Origin of the sequence: Acinetobacter nematophilus (assembly GCF_026344175.1) — a bacterium.
GTDB lineage: Bacteria > Pseudomonadota > Gammaproteobacteria > Pseudomonadales > Moraxellaceae > Acinetobacter > Acinetobacter nematophilus.
Map to the genome: position 1 here is coordinate 208,704 of NZ_JAPKMY010000002.1, position 22,853 is coordinate 231,556.

Here is a 22,853-nt window from a genome sequence, read left to right on the forward strand (position 1 = left end):
AACTACAAAAACTTTATTTTTAATAATGATCAGGTGAAGTGAATGCAGCGTGAAGATATTACTTTAAGACGTATCCAAACTCTGAACCCAGCATTGGCAAACCAAATTGCAGCAGGTGAGGTAATCGAACGCCCATCTTCTGTGGTGAAAGAATTAGTCGAGAACTCAATTGATGCGTGTGCAACTGAATTGATTGTTCGTGTTGCGAATGGTGGCAGTACGCTCATTGAAATTATTGACAATGGTCGAGGAATTCATCCTGAGGATTTAGCGCTTTCCGTAACACGACATGCCACCAGTAAAATTCAATCTGCTGAAGATTTACATGCAATTGTGAGTCTGGGATTTCGCGGCGAAGCGCTGGCGTCGATTGCTGCTGTTTCTCGTTTAACCTTAACCAGCAGCCAAGATGATTCTGGGGTAGGTTATCAGCTGGAAGTCAATGGTACCGCATTTGATCATCAGGATATACAAGCTGTTGCAGCACAACAAGGCACCCATATTCGTATTCAGGATTTATTTTTCAATGTACCGGCTCGCCGTAAATTCTTAAAAAAGCCAGGTACTGAGTTTGGGCATATTGAAGAAATTGTCCGTCGAATGGCGTTGACCCATTTTGACATACGTTTTGTGTTGGAACACAACGATAATATTCGTTTGAATTTACCTATTGCTGACAGTGGCGAGTTGAGATTTCAACGTGTACAGCAATTATTGGGGCGTCAATTTACTGAAAATGCTTATTGGATTGATGCTGACAGCATTAATATGCGATTATCCGGTTGGCTGGGACATCCATCAGATGCACGTGCCCAAGCTGATTTGCAATATGTGTATGTAAATGGGCGTATTGTCAAAGATAAAACCATTTCACATGCGTTACGCATGGCATACGATGGGATTCTCCATGGACATCAACATGCTGCATATTTGCTTTTTTTAGAAGTTGACCCGGAAAATATCGATGTCAATGTTCACCCCACTAAACATGAAATTCGTTTTTTAAACCAGCGCGAAGTGCATGAATTCGTACGCCATTTTGCTAAAGAAACTTTGTCAAAATTCCAAACTGCGACAGCAGAATTATCTACAGCAATGAAACACGAGGAATCTCAACAAAATCATTGGCAACAACCTCAACCGCGTTATCAAGAACAGTTTCAACTTCATCGTGATCGTGCAGCTTCAGATACAGTTAATCAGCTGCAGGGATATGACAATAGCCTAAGTGACCCAGATTCTGGGCTTATGCAGAACGATGGTTTGACGGATTTTAGCCATGCACAGCCACAAACAGTGCATTATGCTGCAAATCAACCTCAACAGCAGTATTATGGATCACAGCAGTTAAACAATGCCTTGAAGCGCTATCTAGCACCGCTTCGTGAAAATGGTGACATTGCCGAACAGGATCAACAACTCGCAGATCAAGCCTCATATAACCAGTCTGTACAGCAAATTATCAATAAGTCTAACCAATCGCAGATTGATGAATATCCTTTAGGCATTGCGATTGCACAACTACATGGTATTTATATTCTTGCTCAAAATACAGAAGGGTTGATTATCGTTGATATGCATGCAGCGCATGAACGTATTCTTTTACAACAGATGAAATCTGCATGGGACAAGCCTGAGTTTTGGACTTCTCAGCAATTGCTTATTCCTAAAGTGATCTCAATTACACGCATGCAAGCCACACGTGTCGATGATTTGAAGCCGCAACTGGAGCGCCTGGGTCTGGAAATAGACCAATACGGGGATGATCAGGTTATTGTTCGTGGTGTACCCGCTATTTTGCATAAAGCTGACTTTGAAGCTCTGGTTCCTGAGTTGCTTAATGATCTGGATCCAAATGATGAAGCACAGGCACTTCAGCAAAAACGGGATCAAATTTTGGCAGGTATGGCTTGTCATGGTGCAGTAAGGGCACACCGCATGCTAAGCCTCTCAGAAATGAATGCTTTATTGCGCCAGATGGAACAAACAGAATTTGCCAGTCAATGTAATCATGGTCGACCAACGTGGCGAGCATTTCCACTTTCACAACTTGATAAATTATTTGCTCGAGGAGAGTAGTTTTACATGTCGAATCAATTGCCCGTGATCAATTTAATGGGGCCAACTGCAAGTGGAAAAACCGCTTTGGCATGTGAATTATACGAACAGGGAGATTATGAGTTAATTTCTGTGGATTCAGCACTGGTGTATCAAGAGATGGATATTGGTACAGCAAAGCCAACTCAAGCGGAGCAGGAGCGTTATCCGCATCATTTAATTGATATTATTACACCTTTGGAAGTTTATTCTGCGGCTGAGTTTGTTGAAGATGCAAGCCGTTTGATTGATGATATTCATGCAAAAGGGAAAACACCAATCTTGGTGGGCGGAACAATGCTCTATTTCAAGGCATTACTTGAAGGGCTTTCCAGTAATTTACCTAGTGCTGATTATGAGATTCGGGCTGCGATTGAATTCAAAGGCGAAACTGAAGGCTGGCAAGCCGTTTATGATGAATTAAAATCCGTAGATACATTGGCGGCTGAAAAATTTAAAGTCAGCGATAAACAACGAATTATTCGTGCTTTAGAAGTTTACAAGATTACTGGTCGCCCAATTACACAATTACAGGCAGAACAGCCTAAAAAGCAACCTTATCGTTACAATTTTTATAATTATGCTTTGGTTCCTGACAGAGTAGAATTACATAAACGTATCGAGTTGCGATTGGAAAAAATGTGGGAAATCGGTTTTTTGAATGAAGTCGAGTACCTTATGAAAAAATACGATCTCGATGAAAATTTACCCTCAGCACGCTCGGTTGGTTACCGTCAAGCGATAGATTTTTTAAAAAACAGTGATTTGAGTCAAGAAAAAATGCAGGAAATGAAGGATAAAGCGCTTTTTGCGACACGACAATTAGCCAAACGTCAATACACTTGGTTACGTTCTTTGCAAGAATTACACTCTTTTCAAACTTATTTCACGATAAAGCAAGCTCAAGAAGACTTGCGAAACTTATACGGATAAAGCAAAATTTAACAACTGCCTTTTTTATAAATTTTAATTGAAAAATAAAGGCAGTTTTTGCGCTGATTTAAAATTTTTTTTTGGAGTATAAAATGTCTAAAGGTCAAACTTTACAAGATCCGTTCTTAAATTCTCTCCGTAAAGAACGTATTCCGGTTTCTATCTTTCTTGTAAACGGTATCAAATTACAGGGTCACATTGAATCTTTTGACCAGTATGTTGTGTTGTTGAAAAATACTGTAAGCCAAATGGTTTATAAGCATGCGATTTCTACTGTTGTACCTGCACGTAACCCACGTCCTGCTGGTGCTCCTGCTGGTGCTCAAGGCGCTGCTGGTGGTTTCGGTGGTCAAGCGGGTGGTTTTGGCGGTCAAGCTGGTGGCTTCGGCAGCCAAGGTGGTTTCGGTGGTCAAGGTGGCTTTGGTGGTCAAGGTGGCTTTGGTGGTCAGGGCGGCTTCGGTGGTCAAGGCGGCTTCGGTGGTCAACAAGGTGGCTTTGGCGGTCAAGGTGGCTTCGGTGGTCAAGGTGGCTTCGGTGGTCAAGGTTCTGACTTCGGTGGCGAAGGTAAATTTGAAGATTCACAAGAAGATGAAAATAATCGTTAATTTCTAAATGTAGAAATTAATTGAATGAAGGAGACTGTTTTAAAAGTCTCTTGATTCATAAGAAAACCGCAATATGATTAATCATATTGCGGTTTTTCTTTGTTTATTCTTTTTAATTTTACGTAGATTTTAGGTCAATATTGTTGATTAAAGAGAAAACTTTAATAACCTTTATTGATACTAAAAATACAAATTAATCTTATACTTTGATTTAGCCAAATAAAATCAGGAACAATACTTTTAGGGACTTACAATAATCAGCTTATATGTAATGTAAAAATTAAAAAGTCAGAGCAGCTTTCTGTGGTCTTAAAATATAAGACTTTTTGAATGAGTATAGAAATGGCAAAACAATATAGAGAATTTTTGAGGATATTGAAGTAGCCAAAAAGAGTGAAAGCATCGGCAAAAAACAGTCCAGATTGAAGGCATGCATATATGTATTTGTATTGATATGATCAGAATCTCAAAATGAGGATGATGATTTTAAACAATAACGATGATTGGTGGTAGCTCAAAGAAAGAGGTTTTATGATTGGGTAAGCAAATGTGTTCTAGTCCATAGAGTCGAATCTCTCGATATTATTTTTTATCCAATAAAAAAACCAGTGCTCAGCACTGGTTCCTATTTCACGGTTAATTCTCATTTTTCTTTGGATCTAAACTAGGATCTTTAATTTCAATATAAGTATTAGCGCGTAATTCCCGTAACCAGCTGTCATATTCTGATTCAAATTGGCGTTCACCTAAAATCTGGCGAGCCATGCGTTTTTGATATTCTGAAGTCATGTCCTGCTGACGTTTACCAGTAACTTGCAAAATATGCCAACCAAACTGGGTTTCAAATGGTTTACTGATTTCATTGACTGTTGCACTTTGCATCATTTTATCAAATTCAGGAACCATCATACCCGGACTTACCCAGCCTAGGCTACCACCATCACGTGCTGAACCAGGGTCGTTCGAATATGTTGATGCAAGTGTTGCAAAATCCTCACCTGCTTTGAGACGATTATAGATACTCTCAATCATTTGCTTAGCATTTTCAGGGCTAACGACTTCTGAGGTTTTAATGAGAATATGACGAGTTTCAAATTGAGGAACAAGTGCTTTCTGCTCATTTGATTTCTTTTCAAGTAGTTTTAGAACATGAATACCATCTTTGGCTTGGACTAATTCAGTTGTTTGTCCTGGTTCAAGAGAGCTTACTCGAGCAGCAAGTTCCGTTGGAATTTCTGACAGTGGACGGAAGCCCATGTCTGCACCGTCTACTTTGATTTGTGCTGTGCTGAATTTTTTCTCTAAACTTTTTACATCATCCGTACCTTTTAAATCAGTACGAACAGATTTGGCAACTGCCTCTAGTTCAGCTGCTGGGGCATTACCAGATATACGCATATGTAGGACATGTGCTTGGCTACCAACAGCAGCTTGACCTTCAGGCGATTTTAAAAAGTTTTCAACATCCAGATCAGTAATTTTAATCCGAGACATCACTTGCTGTTGACTGAGGCGCTGAATTAACAAATCTTCTGCAACTCGATTACGTAATAATTCGTATGTTCCAGGCGCAACACTATCCAGTTTCTGTTGGAAAGCTTCTAATGAATTCGAACCCGATTGTTGAGCGACTTTAAGAACAGCTTCATTTAAGCTTTTTTCATCTGCTTTTAAACCATATTTTTTAACTTGCTCAAGTTGGGCATCATGGATGATAAGCTGATTAAGTACTTGCTGTTGCAAGATCGTTTGTGGAGGAAGTTCTTTTTTTTGTGCTTGGAACTTATGTGCAGCTTCAGCAACACCTTGGTCTAAATCACTTTTTAAAATTGCTGTAGAACCAACAATGGCAATGATTTGATCTTTAGGCGCTGCATAAACAGATAACGATGTAGAGATGAGTAAAGCTAAGGTTGATGCTTTAAATAGTTCTTTAAATTTTTGCGTCTTCATTAATGAGTCCAAGATTGATTAGCTTTATCAAAACCTAAAATACGATTTTCAAGTAATGAACTTAACTTGTTGTTCAAACCACCTAGTCCTTTGAGTGTGATTTCAGCCATAACTGCGCGTTTTGGCTTGGTATCCGGGAGCGAAACATCATCTAGATCATTGAAGTAAGAACGACCATAGACAGAAATTCCCCAACAACAAGATTCATAATTCACACCTAATAGATATTCGCGTGCAACATGGTTGTCAAGGTCATATTGAACATGTCCCATAATACGCCAGTTATCTTTTACGGGTTGTATAAATGATGCAACTGCTTGATCGTATTCTCGTTGACGATCCGGTAGGTTGTTTCTATAAAAATATCCAACGTTGTACAAATTGCCTTTTTCACCCGTGTAATACATTTGGATATCGTGTTGCGCACTGTCACCATTCGACATCCAGGCTGAATTGGTGCTTACAGTAAAGTTTTGCGATAGCTGACTGGAAATACTGATTACAGGACCAGTATGTTTTTCTTTATCCAACTCATCTGTATTGTTGAGTAAAGTAACTTTACGGTCATCAAAATAATAACTTTGACCAATACTCGCTCTTAAACGCTCTAGACCCACCGTATCAAATAGACTATAGCTTAGCCCGAGTGATAAGAAGTTGTTGTCTTCAAGTCGGTCATGACCATAAAAACGATAAGGGCTGAACAACTGATCATAGCTGATTGATGCCGTGGTCGAATCAAAGTTTGGATAACCAGTTTGGTTTTTATACGGCGCATAAGCATAGAATGCGCGGGGTGTAATGGTTTGAAGGAATTTTCCATCCTTTTCAAAGGTTAGGCCGGTATCCAAAGTAAACTGAGGCACAACCACTGATCTGTTTTTCGAATCTTGACTTTGATTGTTGAGGTTTAATTGATCAACTGTTGTTTGGTCATAGAAAGTATTTAAACTGCGAACAGAAACTTCTGGAATAACAAACGACCATGGATTACGAAAGTTATAACGTGTCGCAAACTGATTGTATAAACGTGTACCACTAGGTTGGTTGCTGTAATCAGCATCTTTAATGTCTTTTTTGAAATATGCGGTATCGTTGTTAAATTCGTATTCCCAACCCTGATAGTCGCCACCCACATAATTCAGCAGGAACTGCGGTAAACGAGCATAAGGCTTGTCAACATCCTTTACGGTTTTATCCAATGTTTGGAAATCCTCAACCTTTAATTGAGCTTTTAAACCAGGAATACCGTGGTTATAGTTGAGTTCCCATGCACGTCGTTGATTCAGTTCAGTGCGTGAGTTCGGATTACTGTCTAAGTCTGAAAAAAAATCTTTATCGGACACATAGTTATATTCTAAATTGGTAGACCACTGTTTATCGATATTCCACTTATGCAAAAAATGCAAATCTTTACGGTCTTCATCATCGTAGCCACGATCTGAAGGTAAGTAACTTCCCCAAATGCTGCCTGCACCAAAATTCTCAGTTAAATAGCGAAACTCGCCCTGAGCCATTAGACCGCGGTCAGTAATCAGTCGAGGAGTAATAGTTGCATCATAATTTGGTGCTAAGTTCAAATAAACGGGAACAGCAAGTTCAAAGCCACCATCATTGGTAAACCCGAAGCTTGGACTGAGAATCCCTGTGGTACGACGATCATCAATCGGGAAATTGAAGTAGGGAACAGCAAGTATAGGGACATCCTTCACATACAACTTGGTCCCACGCGTTACACCCCGGCCAGTTTCTTGATCAAGCTCAATTTTATTGGCTTGGATTTTCCAAGTCGGTTTCTGATCAGGTGGACAGGTGCTATAACTGGCATTTTCAAGTACGATATTTGTAGGGGAGGTTCTTTCAATCTTTGCTGCATGACCATGCGCATGCGTGACTTCAGCAATATAAAAACTATTGTTTAATTGCCCGGTTTCATTTTTTAAGTTGTAATCAATCTGATCACTTTGTGCAATGATACCACCTTGTGCCATTTGTACATTGCCTTTTGCTTTCGCAAAAGTCTGTGTTTTATCTAGGGTTACCTCATCTGCACGAATCATTCGTCCAGATTGATCAATCATGACATCACCAGACAACACAGAGTCGCCATTGGGATTGTAATAGGCTTGATCAGCTGTAATCACAGATGAAGCTTCTTCAGGATTAACAGTTTTTGCCTGTGTGCTAAAAGGTGTAACCCAAATCCCTTCACAGTAGCGATTACTCGCATTCTTTTCGTCACGCACTTGGGCTTCAGGTGCATTTTTGTCTACATAGTATTGTTCAAAAAAGTTTTGACCAGGGTAGCTCTCTTTAATCGCTGCATTTAATTGTTTGTTATTTACTTTGGAGACAGCTGCTTCTGAAGCAGGCGTTGTCGATTCAGCATAGCTGGATACTGAACTTCCACAAAGAAGTGTCAAAATAGCAGTCGCTAAAGGATTAAATTTAAACTGATGCTTCATTTGTCTCATTAACCAAATATGCTAATCGCAATTAATTATTGTCGCATCATAGAGAAAAAGTTGATAAGTAGCTACACTTAGCACTTCAAAAATTCAGCCTGAATTAGATTAAATTGCAAATGAATACACAACGTGAACACTTGATACAAACATGGATAACATCTGTACTCAGTTCAGATCAATTTGAAATCAATTTTTTAGCAGGCGATGCGAGTTTCCGTCGTTATGCACGAATTACTTTGAATAATAAAACATTTATGCTGATGGATGCACCTCCTGAGAAGGAAGATTGTCGTCCTTTTGTTGCGATTGATGAATTCTTTGACTCAAATGGAGTCAGAGTTCCGCATATTGTCGCAAAAGATCTACAACAAGGTCTGTTGTTGCTTGAAGATTTTGGCGATGTTCTGCTGTCTACACAATTAAATGAACAAACAGTAGACACACATTATGCGCAAAGTTTTAAACAGTTGGTGCAATTGCAATCAATTGAAGGTAAAGCGCATCTACCCGCATATGCTTATGAAAAGTTAATTTCAGAAATGGAGTTGTTGACGGATTGGTTATTGCCTGCTTTAAACATTCAAGTGAATCAAGAGGAGCAAACTTTAATCAAGCGAACTTTTGCAATATTGGCAAATGCTGCTTTGGCACAGCCACAAGTTATCGTTCATCGGGACTTCCATAGCCGTAATTTGATGATTCTTGAAGGTCAGGTTGAACAGGGTGTCATCGATTTTCAGGATGCAGTGATTGGAGCAGATACCTATGATTTGATTTCGATTACTCGTGATGCTTACGTGCAATGGAATCCTGAACGTGTGTATTCATGGTTTAAGCTGTTTTATGACATGTTGCCGGCGTCAGCCAAACTTGATCGTAGTTTTGAACAGTTTAAGCACGATGCTGATTTGATGGCGATTCAGCGTCACATCAAAATTTTAGGTATTTTTGTACGTTTATTTGAACGTGATGGAAAATCAGGCTATCTCAAAGATTTGCCGCGCGTGATGTGGTATTTACTTGAAGAGTCCAAGCCATATGCGGAATTACAGCCATTTATGAGCTTTATATATGCCAAAGTTTTGCCAAAATTTGAAGAGAAATATGGAAAATATGAGGTGGCTGCATAATGAAAGCAATGATTTTAGCTGCTGGATTAGGCAACAGAATGCGACCTTTAACGCTATATAAGCCAAAACCTTTATTGGAAGTGGGAGGGAAAGCACTCATTGTTTGGCATATTGAAAAATTAAAAAAAATTGGTGTAACTGAAATCGTAATCAACTCTGCTTGGTTGGCAGATATTTTGATTGGTTCATTGGGGGATGGCGCTCAGTTTGGCGTAACAATTCGCTGGACCAGAGAAGATGAAGGTCTGGAAACTGCTGGAGGGATTATCAATGCTTTGCCGTTACTGGGTGAAGAGCCCTTTATTTTAGTTAATGGTGATGTTTGGACCACCTTCGATTTCGCTGCGTTACTTGATGTGAAACTTGATAAAGATTTAGCACACTTGGTTTTGGTTCCAAATCCTGAACAGCATCCTGAGGGTGATTTCACTTTGTTAAATGATCGTGCCTATACTTTTGATCAAGAACAACTTGGTGAAAATCTTACCTATAGTGGTGTCGCTGTGATCCATCCTAAAATGTTTGATGGTTTGCCACAAGGTAAACGACCATTGGCGCCATTGCTCAAACAAGGCATGTTGGACGGCAAGATTTCTGCAGAAAAAATGCATGCGGCATGGGTAGATGTAGGGACTCCTGAGCGTTTAACCGCCTTAGATTTGCAAATTAGACAGGGTGTATATGCTTAACTGCATATTAACTCATCGTTAACTACTGTTCCACGGGCGAGAAATCGGTATACTTTCAGCTAATTTTTTAGAGATGTTATTCGAACATGCATCCATTTTTTCAAGAGTTAAAGCAAGGTAGCTTAAAGCTTGGCTTAGAACTGAGTGATGAAGCTTTAGAATTGTTGTTGCGTTATCAAGATGCACTCGTCCTGTGGAACAAAGCATATAACTTAACCGCAATTCGTGATCCCAAAGAAATGCTGGTTAAACATTTGTTGGATAGTCTAAGTATTTTAAATGATTTACCTCAAGGTCGTTTGTTAGATATCGGAACAGGTGGTGGTATGCCTGGGATGATTATTGCATTGTGTCAGCCACAGCGTCAGTGCGTGTTGCTTGATTCAAATGGTAAGAAAATTCGTTTTCTGAAACAGTTTATTGCAGATTTAAAATTAAAAAATGTTGTTGCGGTGCAGACGCGCGTAGAAAATGAAGACAGTATCAATGACCTTGGGCAGTTTGATGTGATTACCAGTCGTGCATTTGCTTCATTGACTGATTTTGTCGCTGCTTCAAAACCTTATATGCATGAGAAAAGCATTATTGCTTCAATGAAAGGGTTGGTGCCTATAGAAGAAGTGGAGGCTCTGAAAGATCATTGGCAATGTGATATTGTAGAATTGCATGTGCCGCGATTGGATGAACAACGTCATTTACTTTTATTAAAACAGATCTGAAACAGACAAAGGATTGGGGTTACCATGGCTCAAATTATTGCTATCGCAAACCAAAAAGGTGGCGTCGGTAAAACCACAACAGCCGTAAATTTGGCTGCCTCTTTGGCAGTTTTGAAAAAGCGTGTTTTATTGGTCGATATGGACTCTCAAGGTAATGCCACAATGGGGTCTGGAATTCAAAAAAACGATTTATTGTATTCAGTTACTGATGTGTTGCTGAGCGAAGTTCCTATTGAAACAGCGATCACTAAAGCTGAAGTTGGTTATAAAGTTTTAGGTTCAAATCGTGATTTGGCTGGTGTAGAGCTGGTAATTGCAGAACAGGAAGGGCGTGAATTTATTTTACGTAATGCTTTGCAACAGATTGAAAAAGACTTCGATTACATTATTGTCGATTGCGCTCCAAGTCTCAGTTTGATTACAGTAAATGCACTGGCTGCTGTTGATGCTGTCATTATTCCAATGCAATGTGAGTATTATGCACTGGAAGGTCTTGCAGATTTGACACAAACCATCGATAAAATTCAACAAGCGCTGAACCCTGAGTTGGAAATTATTGGGGTACTTCGAACCATGTATGATGCACGTAATGCATTGACTCGTGATGTTTCTGCCGAACTTGAACAGTATTTTGGCAAAAAACTTTATGATACAGTGATCCCACGTAATGTGCGTTTGGCTGAAGCGCCAGCACATGGTTTGCCGATTATTTATTTTGAGAAAAGCTCTAAAGGTGCAATTGCATATTTAAATTTAGCAGCTGAAATGTTGAAAAAGAGTAAAGTGAAAAAAGGAAATAAAGCATGACCGTTAAAAAAAGAGGCTTGGCTAAAGGTCGTGGCTTAGATGCATTATTAGGTTCAATCCAAAAAGAAAAATTACAGCTTGAAGTTCAAGCTTTGGATCATGGTCAGTTAAAACAGATTGATGTGAGTCAATTAAAACGTGGTGCATATCAGCCGCGTCGCTTTATTGATGAGCAAGACCTGCAAGAGCTTGCAGCTTCGATTAAAAAACACGGTGTTATGCAGCCGATAGTGATTCGTCCAATTGAGAGTGCTGAAACACCTTACGAAATTATTGCGGGTGAGCGACGTTGGCGAGCTGCACAGTTAGCGGGTTTAACAGAAATCCCCGCAATTGTTCGTGATTTGACTGATCAAGTTGCGATCGCATTGGCATTGATCGAAAACATTCAACGTCAAGATCTTAATCCTGTAGATCAGGCTTTGGCTTTACAGCGTTTCCATGATGAATTTGGTCTAAGCCATCAAGAAATTGCGGATACTGTAGGTAAGGCACGTACAACCGTGAGTAATTTATTACGCCTATTAAGTCTTGATGATGAAATTAAAAATCTGATGCAACAAGGTTTATTGGATATGGGACATGCGCGTGCCATACTGACCTTGAAAGCCAAAGATCAATTGCAAATTGCTAAAATGGTGATTGATCGAAACTTATCAGTTCGTCAAACTGAACAGCTGGTACGTGATTGGAATACCCCTAAACAGGAAAAATCAAAAGATCCACTTGCGCCAGACGTACAACAATTGACCCAAAAACTTTCGGAACGTTTCAGTGCCAGCGTGAAATTGGATTATAACAAACAAGGCAAAGGGAAGTTGGTCATCAGTTATAACTCACTTGATGAGTTGGATGGTATCTTAAATATCTGTTTATCAGAACAATAATTTTTTTAATGATTGATTAATTCGGGGAACTAAAGATGTGGGAACTTGTTAAAGCCGGCGGTTGGTTAATGCTGCCATTGGTTTTATGTTCGATTTTTACAGTTGCAATTTCGATTGAGAGATTTATACGACTAAAACGCTCTTTAGTTCTGCCTAAATCATTGATGCTGTACAAAGGACGAGATATAGATGAGGTTCTTGATGTATTGGAACAGGATCAATCGGTTCGCCAATCAGCATTGGGGTTTATTTTTAAAGATGCCGTGGATGCTTATGCACAAGGTGAAGAATATGCACGCGCACAAATGGAAGTGACTGCTTCACGGGAAATTGGATATTTAGAAAAAAATATCAATTTCTTGGGAACTTTAAGTGCCGTTGCACCTTTGTTGGGTTTATTGGGTACGGTAATTGGGATTATTGAATCATTTTTAGTGATTGATTTAGGTTCATCTGCAAATCCAACCATGATGATTCCAGGGATATCTAAGGCACTGATCACAACAGCTGCCGGAATGTTGATCGCAATTCCTGCTCTATTTGCCTATCGTTACTTTCAACGTTTGGTACAGGAGTATGTAGCTGAATTAGAACAGCAATCAACGTTATTTCATGCAGCATTATTTTTTCAAAAACATCTTGAACGTGTACAAAAAAAAGCAGGCTAAGGCTGAGCTAGAGGTGTTTTATGAAATTTAAACGTAGAACGGTTGAAGATATTCATATCAACCTTACGCCATTGATTGATTGTCTGTTGTTTATCTTGGTGATCTTGTTGTTGACGACTACTTTTAATCAACAGAGTCGCATCAATCTTTCTTTACCTGATGCGCAAGGTGTTCCGCCAAAAGAATACAAACATAAGATTGAAGTCATGGTAGACTCGACAGGTCATTATGCGGTAAACGGTCAGGCACTTTCAAGCAAAGAGTCTGCTGATTTAAGTACTGCGATCAAACAAGCAGCCAATGATAAACGGGATTTAATGTTTGTCATTGCTGCTGATGCGAAAGCCACTCATCAAGATGTTATTCGAGTAATGGATGTCGCAGGACAACTTGGCTTTGTCAATATCAATATCAGTACTAAAGTTCCATCTCGAGGTTATTAATTCGTGAATCAAGATTTTAAGGTTTATATTCGCCTATTGGCATATTTAAAGCCATATTGGGGGGCAGCCTTACTCGTTATTGTCGGATTTGGAATAAATGCAGCCACTGAAGTCTCAGTGGCCAAGTTACTCAAATATATTATTGATGCTATCCAGGGTGGCAGTCGGAGTGACCTGGATTGGTTTCCGGCATTGATTATTTTACTGATTTTCTTTCGTGGATTGGGTTTATTCATGGGCGGCTATTTTACCGCTGTGATTTCCAGAAGTTTGGTGTTTAGTATCCGGCAAGAGATTTATGCCAAACTGTTGAAATTGCCTGCTCAGTATTATCTTGATAATTCATCGGGTCATATTACAGCAAAAATCATGTATAACGTTGAGCAGTTGACGGCTGCATCATCAGAGTCGCTGAAAACCATAATTCGTGATGGTACAATTACTCTCGGTTTATTGGGGTATTTACTTTATACCAACTGGCGTTTGACACTGTGTATTTTTATTTTTATGCCGATCATTGGCTTACTGGTTCGTAAAGCTTCAAAGCGCATGCGTAAACTTTCTATTCAAGTGCAAAACACAATGGGGGATGTTAACCATATTGTGCATGAAACTGTAAGTGGAAACGCAGTTGTTAAAAGTTTTGCGGGAGAAGATAATGAACAAGCCCGTTTTTATAAATCATCACAAGAGAACTTAAGACGTGGCTTGAAAATGGTGGTGGTACAGAATTTGAATAGCCCACTGGTGCAATTGGTCATGTCATTTGCACTGGGTATTATTATTTGGTTGGCATTGCGTCCGCAAATTTTGGGGGATACTTCCGCAGGTGAATTTGTCGCTTATATTACAGCAGCAGGCTTGTTGGCAAAACCGATTAAAAGCTTAACTGATATCAATGAAAAATTACAGCGTGGTATGGCTGCTGCATATTCAGTGTTTGAAGTTTTGGATTTGCCACACGAACAAAATACAGGAACCAAAACACCCGAGCTACAAGGCAACATTAAGTTTGAGCATGTTGATTTAATTTATAAAAATAATGTCAAGGCAATTGATAATTTATCTTTAGATATAGAAGCAGGGCAAACTGTTGCACTGGTTGGTCGTTCAGGAGCTGGGAAGTCATCACTTGTAAATATGTTGGTGCGTTTTCAAGAGAAGAACGCGGGTGAAATATATTTAGATGGTTTACCTATTCATGATATTGAATTGACATGTTTGCGCTCACAGATTGCGATGGTCAACCAACAAGTGGTTTTGTTTGATCGAACGGTCCGTGAAAATATTGCCTATGGTCAGTTGGGTGGTGCATCTGAAGAGGCTGTTATTGCGGCTGCAAAAGCAGCCTACGCACATGATTTTATCATGGCGTTGCCTAAAGGTTATGATACTCCATTGGGTGCCCAAGGATTGAGTCTTTCTGGTGGACAACGTCAACGAATTGCAATTGCTCGTGCTGTTCTAAAAAATGCCCCTATTCTTATTCTGGATGAAGCGACCAGTGCTTTAGATAATGAATCTGAGCATTTTATTCAAAAAGCCTTTGATGAAGCAATTTTAGATAAAAACCGAACAACCATTGTCATTGCACACCGTCTTTCGACTATTGAAAATGCAGATAAGATTGTGGTTATGGATAAAGGGCGTATTATAGAACAAGGAAGTCATGCTGAACTGCTGGCAAAACAAGGCGCTTACTATCAGCTACATGAACGCAATTTTGAGGAATAACGAATGTCTTTCGCGCAAATCATTCAAGATGCTTGGAATAAACAGTCCAAGTGGTTGATTGTACTGCGTCCCTTGTCATGGTTATATCAATTTGGTTTTGCGCTCAATAAACAGTTGTACCAATTTGGGCTCAAAGAAACCTATAAAGCACCAGTCCCCGTGATGATCATTGGAAACATTACTGTAGGTGGGAGTGGAAAAACCCCGCTTCTGATTCAGTTGGTTAAATATTTACAACTTCATCAGGTTCGTGTTGGTGTGATCAGCCGCGGTTATGGTGGAAAAGGTCCATTTCCAGCAATGGTTACATTAGATTCCTTACCTGAGGTGGTGGGTGATGAACCTTGTTTGATTGTTCAATCGACTGCTGTGCCTATGGTGGTTGGTGGAAATCGTCGAGCAAGCATCGAGTTGTTGCTTCAGCGTTATGATTTGGATTTAATTATCAGTGATGATGGTTTGCAGCATTGGGCATTGCAGCGGCAGATCGAATGGATTGTATTGGACAATAATCGAGGCTTAGGCAATAAAAAAATGCTTCCTGAAGGTTATCTGCGAGAACCTGTCAGCCGCCTAAAGCAAAGCACAGTGATTGAACATGCGCAACAGCCGGATTCGCTCTTGAATATGCATCTGGAGGTGGCTGAACCTTATCTGTTAAATCCTTTTTTTGATCAGACCCAATCTTTTGATTCTGAGCTCGATTATTATGCAGTGGTGGGTATTGGCTTTCCCCAACGCTTCTATAATACTTTGGAAAGTATTGGTGTGAGCCAATTTCAATGTCATGAGTTTCCAGACCATTATGATTATGAAATTGATGATTTGCAGTTTGAAGATGCAAACCCAATCATTACCACAGAAAAAGATGCGGTAAAACTGTTGGCTTTATTAAAAAATCATCCTGAATTTAATCGTGAAATTTGGGTAGTTCCTGTCGGCGCAGTGTTATCAGATGAATGTTACCTGCTCCTCAATCAACAACTCTCTCAGCTTGGTATTGATCTAATACAAGGTTAATTTGATGAAACATATTGTTATTCCTGCACGTTTTTCCAGTACACGTTTACCAGGAAAGCCGCTTTTAAAAATTCATGGTCGTGCAATGATTTTGCGTGTCGTCGACCAAGCAAAAAAAGTTCAGGGATTTGATGATCTCTGTGTGGCAACTGATGATTCACGTATTGCTGAGATTTGTCGTCAGGAAGGCGTAGATGTGGTCATTACAGATCCCAATCATCCATCAGGTACAGATCGTCTGAGTGAAGTTGCTCGAATCAAAGGCTGGAGTGCAGATGACATTATTGTCAATGTGCAAGGTGATGAACCGTTGCTGCCCGCACCATTGGTGACGCAGGTGGCAGAGCTGCTTGCCAATAATCCGCAATGTTCAATGTCAACGCTATGTGAACCCATTCATCAAGTTGAAGAATTCCAGCGCGAAAGTATTGTTAAAGTGGTCATGTCTAAGTTAAATGAAGCGCTTTATTTTAGTCGTTCACCGATTCCATATGAGCGTAAAACTGGACAGCTGAATGATCAAGCATTACATCAGTCCGCCTATCGACATTTGGGGCTATATGCATATCGAGTGAAGTTATTGCAAGAATATGTGACTTGGGATATGGGGACTTTGGAGCGTTTAGAAAGCCTTGAGCAATTACGTGTTTTAGAGAATGGACACCGTATTGCAATAGATATTGCTCAAGTCAATTTACCGCCTGGCGTGGATACCCAAGCTGATTTAGATCGTTTAAATGCCTTGGATGTTTCTGTGTTTGAGTGATTTAATCTGAGTTTGATAAAAATTCTCGATAAAAAATGATATTCGAAAATACCTTGCCATTTGTCTGAGCGAATACTTCTATAAACTATGCTCTGCAATTGATTAACAGTATTGTTGGTTGTTGAAGAGTCTTGCAGTGAACGGTGATGTCGTTCTGCAAGATGGTTGTTCTTGTGGAGCTTTACTGCTTAGGCAGAAGTAAAAGTATGGCGAGCCGCAGGCTGATCCTGAGAGGGATGAATACCCAGCAAGATTCTGCCAGGATCTGTTTTTTCAATCAGTTAAAGAATGAGTTTCATCGAACTCGCGTTAATTTGTATTTAAGCTTTTTTAGGTCTTTCATTTATGGATGCTTCAAGTTCTCAGGTTTACCCTTGGCAACAACAAACATGGGAAACATTGACGACCCGTTTTCCTAAATTAGGACATGGTCTGCTATTCTATGGTAAAAAGGGTTGTGGTAAAGATGCTTTTGCTCAGCATTTTTTGTCATGGGTTCTATGTTTAAATAAGACATCACAAGGTGCTTGTGGTGAGTGCAGCAGTTGTCAGTGGTTAAAATCGGATACCCATCCTAATTATGTCAATATCACGACCGATGAAGAGAATAAGAAGCAAAACGCGAAAATTAAGATCGAGAAGATCCGTGATTTACTACCATTTGTGCAACAGACGGTAGATGGTTGGCGCGTTATTGTGATTGAACCTGCTGAGGCATTAAATATTGCTTCAGCAAATGCGTTGTTAAAAACGCTCGAAGAGCCTGGTGAGCGGGTACTGATTATTTTGTTGGCAGATCATTATCTAAAGCTTCCTGCTACTATTCGTAGTCGACTGCAACATTTTGCGATGGACCGTATTACTCCAATGCAAACGGAGCAATATTTGCAGCAACGACTTCCTGTGGAAAAACATGCTCAAATTCAGTTGTTAATGAACTTATCCAACAATATGCCTTTAGAGGCACAGTTCCTTGCAGAATTGGATTGGCTGAATCGTCGTGGTAAGTTTTTGCAAGATTGGTTCAAACTGGTCAGTCAAAAAAGCATGCCGATGCAGTTTGCCTCAAAATGGAATAAAGAGCTGAATTTTTATGACCTGATTCAAATGTTTGAATACTTGTTGTCAGATATAATTTGTGTCAAGCTGAATCAGGTTGTCAAAAATTCAGATTTGGTGTTTTCAGAGATTGCAGAACAGTATGATTTGCAAACACTGTTCTCCATTTATGAAAACTTACAACAAGCGAAACTCAAAGTTGATCAAAATGTACAAACAAATCTAATTATTGATCAACTGACCATTCAGTTAATGAATGTGACATAAAAATTGAATATTTAAGGGGAATAATCATGCAACCACGTATGGGCGGTTTGATTCAAGTCAACATTGCTGATCGAGCAACTCTGCAAGCAAGTTATATGCCATATATTTTAGGTGGTGGTTTGTTTGTACCATCGAAAACACCTGTCAAAATGGGTGATGAAGTTTTCGTGCTTGCAAGCTTACCGGATCAATCCCAAAAAATTCCTTTAACGGGTAAGGTGATTTGGATCACGCAAAAACAGAATGGTATGAAACCTCAAGGTTTTGCAATTCAGTTGACGGGTGAAAAAGGCATCTATTACAAAATGGAAGCAGAAAAACTACTCGCTGGGAGTATGTCTTTGGATCGTCCAAGCTTTACAATGTAAGCCAATTTAGAATATTTAGGAAAGCCTGTGTTTGTTGATACGCATTGCCATTTAACCATGTTAAATCTTGAACCTTATGCAGGTAATTTGGATTTGGCATTACAACAGGCACGTGATGCTGGGGTTTCCAAATTCATGGGGATCTCAGTAGATTTGGATGATCATCTTGTGCTTGCTGAAATTGCAGCGCGCCATGTTGATGTTGGTTATAGTGTTGGGGTACATCCTTGTGAAGACCCGGAGATGATGCAACGAGCAACAGTCGAAAAGCTGGTTCAACTTGCTCAAACTGATAAAGTTTGGGCATTGGGTGAAACAGGTCTGGATTATTTTCACAGTACTGAATTTATTGAGGAACAGAAACAATGTTTTGCGCGACATATTCATGCATCACAAATTGTCAGAAAACCTGTAGTTGTACATACCCGTTCAGCAAAGCATGAAACTGTAGATATTATTCGCGCAGAAAAGTCGACCCATGGTATTTTGCACTGTTTTACAGAGGATTGGGAAACTGCTAAAGCTGTCTTGGACTGCGGTTATTACATTTCATTTTCCGGGATTGTTTCTTTTAAAAATGCACAGGATTTAAGAGATGTAGCCAGACAAGTACCACTTGATCGTGTTCTTATAGAAACAGATAGTCCTTATCTAGCGCCTATGCCATATAGAGGAAGGTCTAACGAACCTAAATACGTTCCCTATGTAGCCAAAGCCTTAAGTGATGTATATGATAAAACACTTGAGGAGATGGCTTTCATTACAACGCAAAATTTTGAAAATCTTCTTCAACAAAAGTAATCAAAGCGCCAATGATTGATAAAATCATGACTAGAAGTGCGACAATTTATTAACGGATAGAATTAACAAGAGAGTTTATCGGGTGAAGATGGATCGACAGGCTCAATTTAGAGCAAGAGAAGCTTTAATTTTTCAGGTTGCTGAACAATTGCTTTTAGAAAACGGTGAAGCGGGGATGACATTAGATGCACTCGCAGCGGAACTAGATCTAGCGAAGGGAACACTTTATAAACATTTTCAGAGTAAAGATGAACTGTACATGCTACTGATTATTCGTAATGAGCGTATGTTGCTAGAAATGGTGCGTGATACGGAAAAGGCCTTTCCTGAACATTTGGCTTTTTTTATGCTTCATCATTTACATCATCCTGAGAGAGCAGTGTTATTTCATCAAATTGAAGAGCGTTTATCTACCACAGGACAAGGGATTTATCACTTGTTTAATGAGCTTTATCAGGTACGCAAACAACGTCTTCGCCTGATCATTCGCATGACTGAAAGTTATTTGGAGTCTATACAGAGTTTGATGTCTGTACGTGATTATTTGGCTTCGATTTGGTCAATAACGCATGGCGGTGCTGCAATCTTGAATTCGAGCTTTTATCAACGTTATTTGGGCTGTAGAGATACTTTACGTGTAGCGCTGATTGATCAAGCCTTGGCGATTCCTAAACATCCGCAAGCTTCAGAACAAGTGGCTTAACTCTTATGAAGCGTATGCCATCATCTCTCAATAATAAAGGCTTTACCTTGATTGAGGTGATGGTTGTCATTGTTATAATCAGTATTATTGCATCATTGATTGTTTTAAATATTGATGGTGTAGATCAACGTAAGGCAATGCAGGCACGTGAGATGCTATTGTTGGATTTAAAGCAAATCAATCGTGAAGCCAATGATCAATCCCGTATTTATGCTTTGGATTTTCATCCTGCAACCGATGTGGCTACGGCACAATATGGATTGGTTGAATATATTCCAAGGCAGCAGGGCACTGAACAAGGCATAAGAGTGATTGATTCTAAACCTTGGAAAGAGGTTAAAGATTTTACGCGCCGAAATTTGCCAGATCAGGTTTCATTTTTAGTTGAACCTCAAGAGCATCAGTTTCGAGATGCCAGTAATGCGGATTTATTGGGAAACAATGCGCCACAACTGATTTGGTTTGGAAATGGAGAAACCAAGCCCGTCACAATTCAAATGTATTATCAACAAAAGCCTGTAGGCAGTGTGATTCGGGTAGATTATTTGGGTAAAGTCGATGAAGAAAAATAGCGGCTTTACCTTAATCGAAGTAGTGGTGGCACTGGCTATCTTTGCTGTTGCCGCAATGGCCTTGACCAAGGTTGCGATGCAATATACCCAATCTACAGCCAATGCGATTTTACGGACCAAAGCACAGTTCGTTGCACAAAATGAAATTTCAATGATGATGATTAACCGAGAGTGGTTAACGGGTACGGCTTCAAAACAGATCACTGCTCAAGGTGAAACATGGCAGGTGGATAAAAAAGCAGAATCTACACTAAGCCCTGATGTGCAAAAAATCGATGTGCAGGTCAGCTTATTTAATACTGATACAGGTAAAGTTGAAGCCGGAATTACCAATATGGTGTTTTATAATTATCCAATTAAAGAAAAACAGTCATGAAATTCACTTCCGATAAAAACAATAATGCTGTAAATGTCAGAAAACAATCAGGTTTCACATTAATTGAATTGCTGGTGGCAATTGCTATATTTGCTGTACTTTCTGCCTTGGGGTGGAAGATATTTGACTATTTGATTAAGGTCAAAGATCGCAATGTCATGCATGAAGAGAATTTAGGGCAACTCCAAGGCGCATATCAACAAATTCAGCGTGATACATTGCAAATCGTTCCAATTTCAGCCCGAAGCGGTGAACAAGTTGAACCTGCATTGCGCTTAGATCGACAAAAACTATCATTTAGTAAAGCTGGCGTTACAGATCCATTAAAGCAAGGTCTCTCACCTTATGAGCGAATAGAATACGGTTATGACCAGCAAGAGAAGAAACTATATCGATTAAAGTATTCAAATCTGAATCGAAATAACGCGGAACAACCATTGTCGAGTGTAATGCTAACGGATGTTGATGCCTATCAAATTGAAGTACTCAATCCAAATGAGTCAGATCGTTGGCCAAATGACTTAACTAAAAATGATAGCCAATTACCGCGTGGGATTAAAATGAAAATCACGATTCATGAAGTAGAATATGAATGGATTTTCAGTTTATTGAACACTGATTTCTTGATAAAGAATAATCAAAATGGATAAATCATTTATACAATTCAAACCACAGCAAGGGATTGCCTTAATTACTATTTTGATGATGGTGGCTTTGGCAACCATTATTGCCGCAGCAATTGCGAAACATCAAAGTTATACGAATCAAAGCACGGGTTTTTTAAAACGTCAAAGTCAAGCTTTATTTTATGCAAAAAGTGCAGAAGCTTTTTATTCAGAGATATTGGTTCAGGATAGTGAAAATGGTAAAGAAGCAGACTATCTTCAAGAAGCATGGGCAAAACCAATGCCAGCATTTCCTGTAGAAGATGGGTATGTTTCAGGTGTACTGGAAGATGAGTCGGGTAAATTCAATCTCAACAGTTTATTGAACAGTGAAGCTAAACCAAATGAGGCAGCACAAAAATATTTTTCTAAACTATTGGTACGTGTTGGCTTGCCTGCCGATAATGTTCAAGCGGTTATAGATTGGCAGGACCCTGACAATGAAACAATAGGCGCAATGGGGGCGGAAACAAGTTACTATCAAGGGCTGCCAAAATCTTATTCTGCTGCAAATCGCAAATTTGCCAGTATCGAAGAGTTAAAGTTGGTACGTGGTTTTGAAGGGGGTAAATATGATTTGATTGCACCTTATATATCGGCTTTACCAGACATTAATACTCGAATCAATGTAAATACAGCACCTGCATTGGTTTTAGCTGCATTTGATGAAAAATTGGATGTGAATAGCATTCAAACTGCTTTAAATGCACGCCAAGAAAAAATTGAGTATTTTGCCAATGTTGGAGAACTGATGAAAATATCGCCATTTGATACTCTTGAGGCGGCGGCAAAAACGGAATCGGATAAAATTTTTGGTGTTAGATCGAATTACTTTAAAGCGAAAATCGAAGTTTTATTAAGCAATCGCAAGCGTCAATTTACCAGCCATTTGCTAAGAAATGATCAGTCACAAGTATTTGTATACTCGCGAAGCTTGGCACCATTTTAGTAAGAAAAATTAAGAAATATTTGTAAGTATATTATTTTAAAGTAAATTTATAGGTTGTAAAAAGGTTGGTTGAGATATTTTATTGAACTGGTTAAGCTCAATCCAAGCCAAAAAAAGGGGTATCCTTTTGGCTAATTGTAATGAACGAGAAAATTAATGCTCAGGGTTCGAGTT

At 39.4% G+C, this 22,853-nt stretch carries 23 protein-coding genes; 21 read left to right on the top strand and 2 right to left on the bottom strand.

The features are described from left to right. Positions 1 to 42: 42 nt before the first annotated feature. From mutL to hfq, 3 genes are all read left to right on the top strand, one after another. The gene (mutL, locus tag OSH00_RS04680; RefSeq protein ID WP_266129463.1) at positions 43 to 2,079 is read left to right on the top strand and encodes a DNA mismatch repair endonuclease MutL; all 2,037 of its coding nucleotides are present in this window, start codon (positions 43 to 45) and stop codon (positions 2,077 to 2,079) included. Positions 2,080 to 2,085: 6 nt separating this feature from the next. Then, on the top strand, positions 2,086 to 3,030 hold the full coding sequence (gene miaA, locus OSH00_RS04685) for a tRNA (adenosine(37)-N6)-dimethylallyltransferase MiaA (RefSeq protein WP_196075440.1): 945 nt from the start codon (positions 2,086 to 2,088) through the stop codon (positions 3,028 to 3,030). Positions 3,031 to 3,122: 92 nt separating this feature from the next. Further along, entirely contained in the window at positions 3,123 to 3,635 is a 513-nt protein-coding gene (gene hfq / locus OSH00_RS04690) for an RNA chaperone Hfq (RefSeq protein WP_005029289.1), read from the top strand. 636 nt (positions 3,636 to 4,271) lie between these two features. On the opposite strand, the gene OSH00_RS04695 is transcribed toward hfq, so the two are convergent. Both OSH00_RS04695 and OSH00_RS04700 read right to left on the bottom strand, forming a co-directional pair. Continuing rightward, positions 4,272 to 5,588, bottom strand: a complete 1,317-nt coding sequence (locus tag OSH00_RS04695; protein WP_266129464.1) for a peptidylprolyl isomerase — start codon at positions 5,586 to 5,588, stop codon at positions 4,272 to 4,274. Further along, positions 5,588 to 8,053 (bottom strand): LPS-assembly protein LptD, encoded by a 2,466-nt coding sequence (locus OSH00_RS04700; protein WP_266129465.1) that lies wholly within the window; start codon positions 8,051 to 8,053, stop codon positions 5,588 to 5,590. The genes OSH00_RS04695 and OSH00_RS04700 overlap by 1 nt, the downstream gene beginning before the upstream one ends. A gap of 119 nt (positions 8,054 to 8,172) precedes the next feature. On the opposite strand from OSH00_RS04700, the gene OSH00_RS04705 reads away from it, so the two are divergent. The 18 genes from OSH00_RS04705 to gspK all read left to right on the top strand — a co-directional run bounded on the left by OSH00_RS04705 (position 8,173) and on the right by gspK (position 22,679). Further along, positions 8,173 to 9,186 (top strand): aminoglycoside phosphotransferase family protein, encoded by a 1,014-nt coding sequence (locus tag OSH00_RS04705; RefSeq protein WP_266129466.1) that lies wholly within the window; start codon positions 8,173 to 8,175, stop codon positions 9,184 to 9,186. Beyond that, positions 9,186 to 9,875, top strand: coding sequence for an N-acetylmuramate alpha-1-phosphate uridylyltransferase MurU (murU, locus tag OSH00_RS04710; RefSeq protein ID WP_266129467.1), 690 nt, complete (start codon positions 9,186 to 9,188; stop codon positions 9,873 to 9,875). Before OSH00_RS04705 ends, murU begins: the two co-directional genes overlap by 1 nt. An 86-nt stretch (positions 9,876 to 9,961) precedes the next feature. Beyond that, positions 9,962 to 10,594, top strand: a complete 633-nt coding sequence (gene rsmG / locus OSH00_RS04715; protein ID WP_266129468.1) for a 16S rRNA (guanine(527)-N(7))-methyltransferase RsmG — start codon at positions 9,962 to 9,964, stop codon at positions 10,592 to 10,594. Positions 10,595 to 10,618: 24 nt separating this feature from the next. Next, complete coding sequence (locus OSH00_RS04720; protein WP_262556553.1) at positions 10,619 to 11,401, top strand: ParA family protein; 783 nt, start codon at positions 10,619 to 10,621, stop codon at positions 11,399 to 11,401. Beyond that, entirely contained in the window at positions 11,398 to 12,288 is an 891-nt protein-coding gene (locus tag OSH00_RS04725) for a ParB/RepB/Spo0J family partition protein (RefSeq protein ID WP_266129469.1), read from the top strand. Before OSH00_RS04720 ends, OSH00_RS04725 begins: the two co-directional genes overlap by 4 nt. 35 nt (positions 12,289 to 12,323) lie before the next feature. After that, the gene (locus tag OSH00_RS04730) at positions 12,324 to 12,956 is read left to right on the top strand and encodes a MotA/TolQ/ExbB proton channel family protein (protein WP_266129470.1); all 633 of its coding nucleotides are present in this window, start codon (positions 12,324 to 12,326) and stop codon (positions 12,954 to 12,956) included. 20 nt (positions 12,957 to 12,976) lie between these two features. Beyond that, the gene (locus OSH00_RS04735; RefSeq protein WP_196074903.1) at positions 12,977 to 13,399 is read left to right on the top strand and encodes an ExbD/TolR family protein; all 423 of its coding nucleotides are present in this window, start codon (positions 12,977 to 12,979) and stop codon (positions 13,397 to 13,399) included. A 3-nt stretch (positions 13,400 to 13,402) separates the two neighbouring features. Next, a complete protein-coding gene (gene msbA / locus OSH00_RS04740) occupies positions 13,403 to 15,133 on the top strand; it encodes a lipid A export permease/ATP-binding protein MsbA (protein WP_266129471.1) in 1,731 nt (576 codons plus the stop codon). Between the two features lie 3 nt (positions 15,134 to 15,136). Then, complete coding sequence (lpxK, locus tag OSH00_RS04745; protein ID WP_266129472.1) at positions 15,137 to 16,153, top strand: tetraacyldisaccharide 4'-kinase; 1,017 nt, start codon at positions 15,137 to 15,139, stop codon at positions 16,151 to 16,153. 4 nt (positions 16,154 to 16,157) lie between these two features. Beyond that, complete coding sequence (gene kdsB / locus OSH00_RS04750; RefSeq protein WP_266129473.1) at positions 16,158 to 16,919, top strand: 3-deoxy-manno-octulosonate cytidylyltransferase; 762 nt, start codon at positions 16,158 to 16,160, stop codon at positions 16,917 to 16,919. A 345-nt stretch (positions 16,920 to 17,264) separates the two neighbouring features. Further along, a complete protein-coding gene (locus OSH00_RS04755; RefSeq protein ID WP_266129474.1) occupies positions 17,265 to 18,245 on the top strand; it encodes a DNA polymerase III subunit delta' in 981 nt (326 codons plus the stop codon). A gap of 26 nt (positions 18,246 to 18,271) precedes the next feature. Further along, positions 18,272 to 18,613, top strand: coding sequence for a PilZ domain-containing protein (locus OSH00_RS04760; RefSeq protein WP_266129475.1), 342 nt, complete (start codon positions 18,272 to 18,274; stop codon positions 18,611 to 18,613). Positions 18,614 to 18,640: 27 nt separating this feature from the next. Continuing rightward, positions 18,641 to 19,414 carry a TatD family hydrolase gene (locus tag OSH00_RS04765; protein WP_266129476.1) on the top strand — a complete coding sequence of 258 codons (774 nt, stop codon included), beginning with the start codon at positions 18,641 to 18,643 and terminating at the stop codon, positions 19,412 to 19,414. A gap of 88 nt (positions 19,415 to 19,502) precedes the next feature. Next, positions 19,503 to 20,117 (top strand): TetR/AcrR family transcriptional regulator, encoded by a 615-nt coding sequence (locus OSH00_RS04770; RefSeq protein ID WP_058971313.1) that lies wholly within the window; start codon positions 19,503 to 19,505, stop codon positions 20,115 to 20,117. A 5-nt stretch (positions 20,118 to 20,122) separates the two neighbouring features. Next, positions 20,123 to 20,689 carry a prepilin-type N-terminal cleavage/methylation domain-containing protein gene (locus OSH00_RS04775; RefSeq protein ID WP_277613787.1) on the top strand — a complete coding sequence of 189 codons (567 nt, stop codon included), beginning with the start codon at positions 20,123 to 20,125 and terminating at the stop codon, positions 20,687 to 20,689. Further along, on the top strand, positions 20,676 to 21,065 hold the full coding sequence (gspI, locus tag OSH00_RS04780) for a type II secretion system minor pseudopilin GspI (protein WP_196074911.1): 390 nt from the start codon (positions 20,676 to 20,678) through the stop codon (positions 21,063 to 21,065). Before OSH00_RS04775 ends, gspI begins: the two co-directional genes overlap by 14 nt. Next, positions 21,062 to 21,715, top strand: coding sequence for a type II secretion system minor pseudopilin GspJ (gene gspJ, locus OSH00_RS04785; protein ID WP_266129477.1), 654 nt, complete (start codon positions 21,062 to 21,064; stop codon positions 21,713 to 21,715). The genes gspI and gspJ overlap by 4 nt, the downstream gene beginning before the upstream one ends. Then, on the top strand, positions 21,708 to 22,679 hold the full coding sequence (gene gspK, locus OSH00_RS04790) for a type II secretion system minor pseudopilin GspK (RefSeq protein WP_266129478.1): 972 nt from the start codon (positions 21,708 to 21,710) through the stop codon (positions 22,677 to 22,679). Before gspJ ends, gspK begins: the two co-directional genes overlap by 8 nt. Positions 22,680 to 22,853: the final 174 nt, after the last annotated feature.

Excerpts from the sequence above, each read along its gene's own strand:
- gspJ (WP_266129477.1), top strand. The coding sequence starts at position 21,062 with ATGAAATTCACTTCCGATAAAAACAATAATGCTGTAAATGTCAGAAAA.
- gspI (WP_196074911.1), top strand. The coding sequence starts at position 20,676 with ATGAAGAAAAATAGCGGCTTTACCTTAATCGAAGTAGTGGTGGCACTG.
- OSH00_RS04695 (WP_266129464.1), bottom strand. The coding sequence starts at position 5,588 with ATGAAGACGCAAAAATTTAAAGAACTATTTAAAGCATCAACCTTAGCT.
- OSH00_RS04720 (WP_262556553.1), top strand. The coding sequence starts at position 10,619 with ATGGCTCAAATTATTGCTATCGCAAACCAAAAAGGTGGCGTCGGTAAA.
- gspK (WP_266129478.1), top strand. The coding sequence starts at position 21,708 with ATGGATAAATCATTTATACAATTCAAACCACAGCAAGGGATTGCCTTA.
- lpxK (WP_266129472.1), top strand. The coding sequence starts at position 15,137 with ATGTCTTTCGCGCAAATCATTCAAGATGCTTGGAATAAACAGTCCAAG.
- OSH00_RS04700 (WP_266129465.1), bottom strand. The coding sequence starts at position 8,053 with ATGAAGCATCAGTTTAAATTTAATCCTTTAGCGACTGCTATTTTGACA.
- OSH00_RS04760 (WP_266129475.1), top strand. The coding sequence starts at position 18,272 with ATGCAACCACGTATGGGCGGTTTGATTCAAGTCAACATTGCTGATCGA.
- OSH00_RS04770 (WP_058971313.1), top strand. The coding sequence starts at position 19,503 with ATGGATCGACAGGCTCAATTTAGAGCAAGAGAAGCTTTAATTTTTCAG.
- OSH00_RS04775 (WP_277613787.1), top strand. The coding sequence starts at position 20,123 with ATGAAGCGTATGCCATCATCTCTCAATAATAAAGGCTTTACCTTGATT.
- miaA (WP_196075440.1), top strand. The coding sequence starts at position 2,086 with ATGTCGAATCAATTGCCCGTGATCAATTTAATGGGGCCAACTGCAAGT.
- OSH00_RS04735 (WP_196074903.1), top strand. The coding sequence starts at position 12,977 with ATGAAATTTAAACGTAGAACGGTTGAAGATATTCATATCAACCTTACG.
- OSH00_RS04755 (WP_266129474.1), top strand. The coding sequence starts at position 17,265 with ATGGATGCTTCAAGTTCTCAGGTTTACCCTTGGCAACAACAAACATGG.
- mutL (WP_266129463.1), top strand. The coding sequence starts at position 43 with ATGCAGCGTGAAGATATTACTTTAAGACGTATCCAAACTCTGAACCCA.
- hfq (WP_005029289.1), top strand. The coding sequence starts at position 3,123 with ATGTCTAAAGGTCAAACTTTACAAGATCCGTTCTTAAATTCTCTCCGT.
- murU (WP_266129467.1), top strand. The coding sequence starts at position 9,186 with ATGAAAGCAATGATTTTAGCTGCTGGATTAGGCAACAGAATGCGACCT.
- OSH00_RS04725 (WP_266129469.1), top strand. The coding sequence starts at position 11,398 with ATGACCGTTAAAAAAAGAGGCTTGGCTAAAGGTCGTGGCTTAGATGCA.
- OSH00_RS04705 (WP_266129466.1), top strand. The coding sequence starts at position 8,173 with ATGAATACACAACGTGAACACTTGATACAAACATGGATAACATCTGTA.
- rsmG (WP_266129468.1), top strand. The coding sequence starts at position 9,962 with ATGCATCCATTTTTTCAAGAGTTAAAGCAAGGTAGCTTAAAGCTTGGC.
- OSH00_RS04730 (WP_266129470.1), top strand. The coding sequence starts at position 12,324 with ATGTGGGAACTTGTTAAAGCCGGCGGTTGGTTAATGCTGCCATTGGTT.
- kdsB (WP_266129473.1), top strand. The coding sequence starts at position 16,158 with ATGAAACATATTGTTATTCCTGCACGTTTTTCCAGTACACGTTTACCA.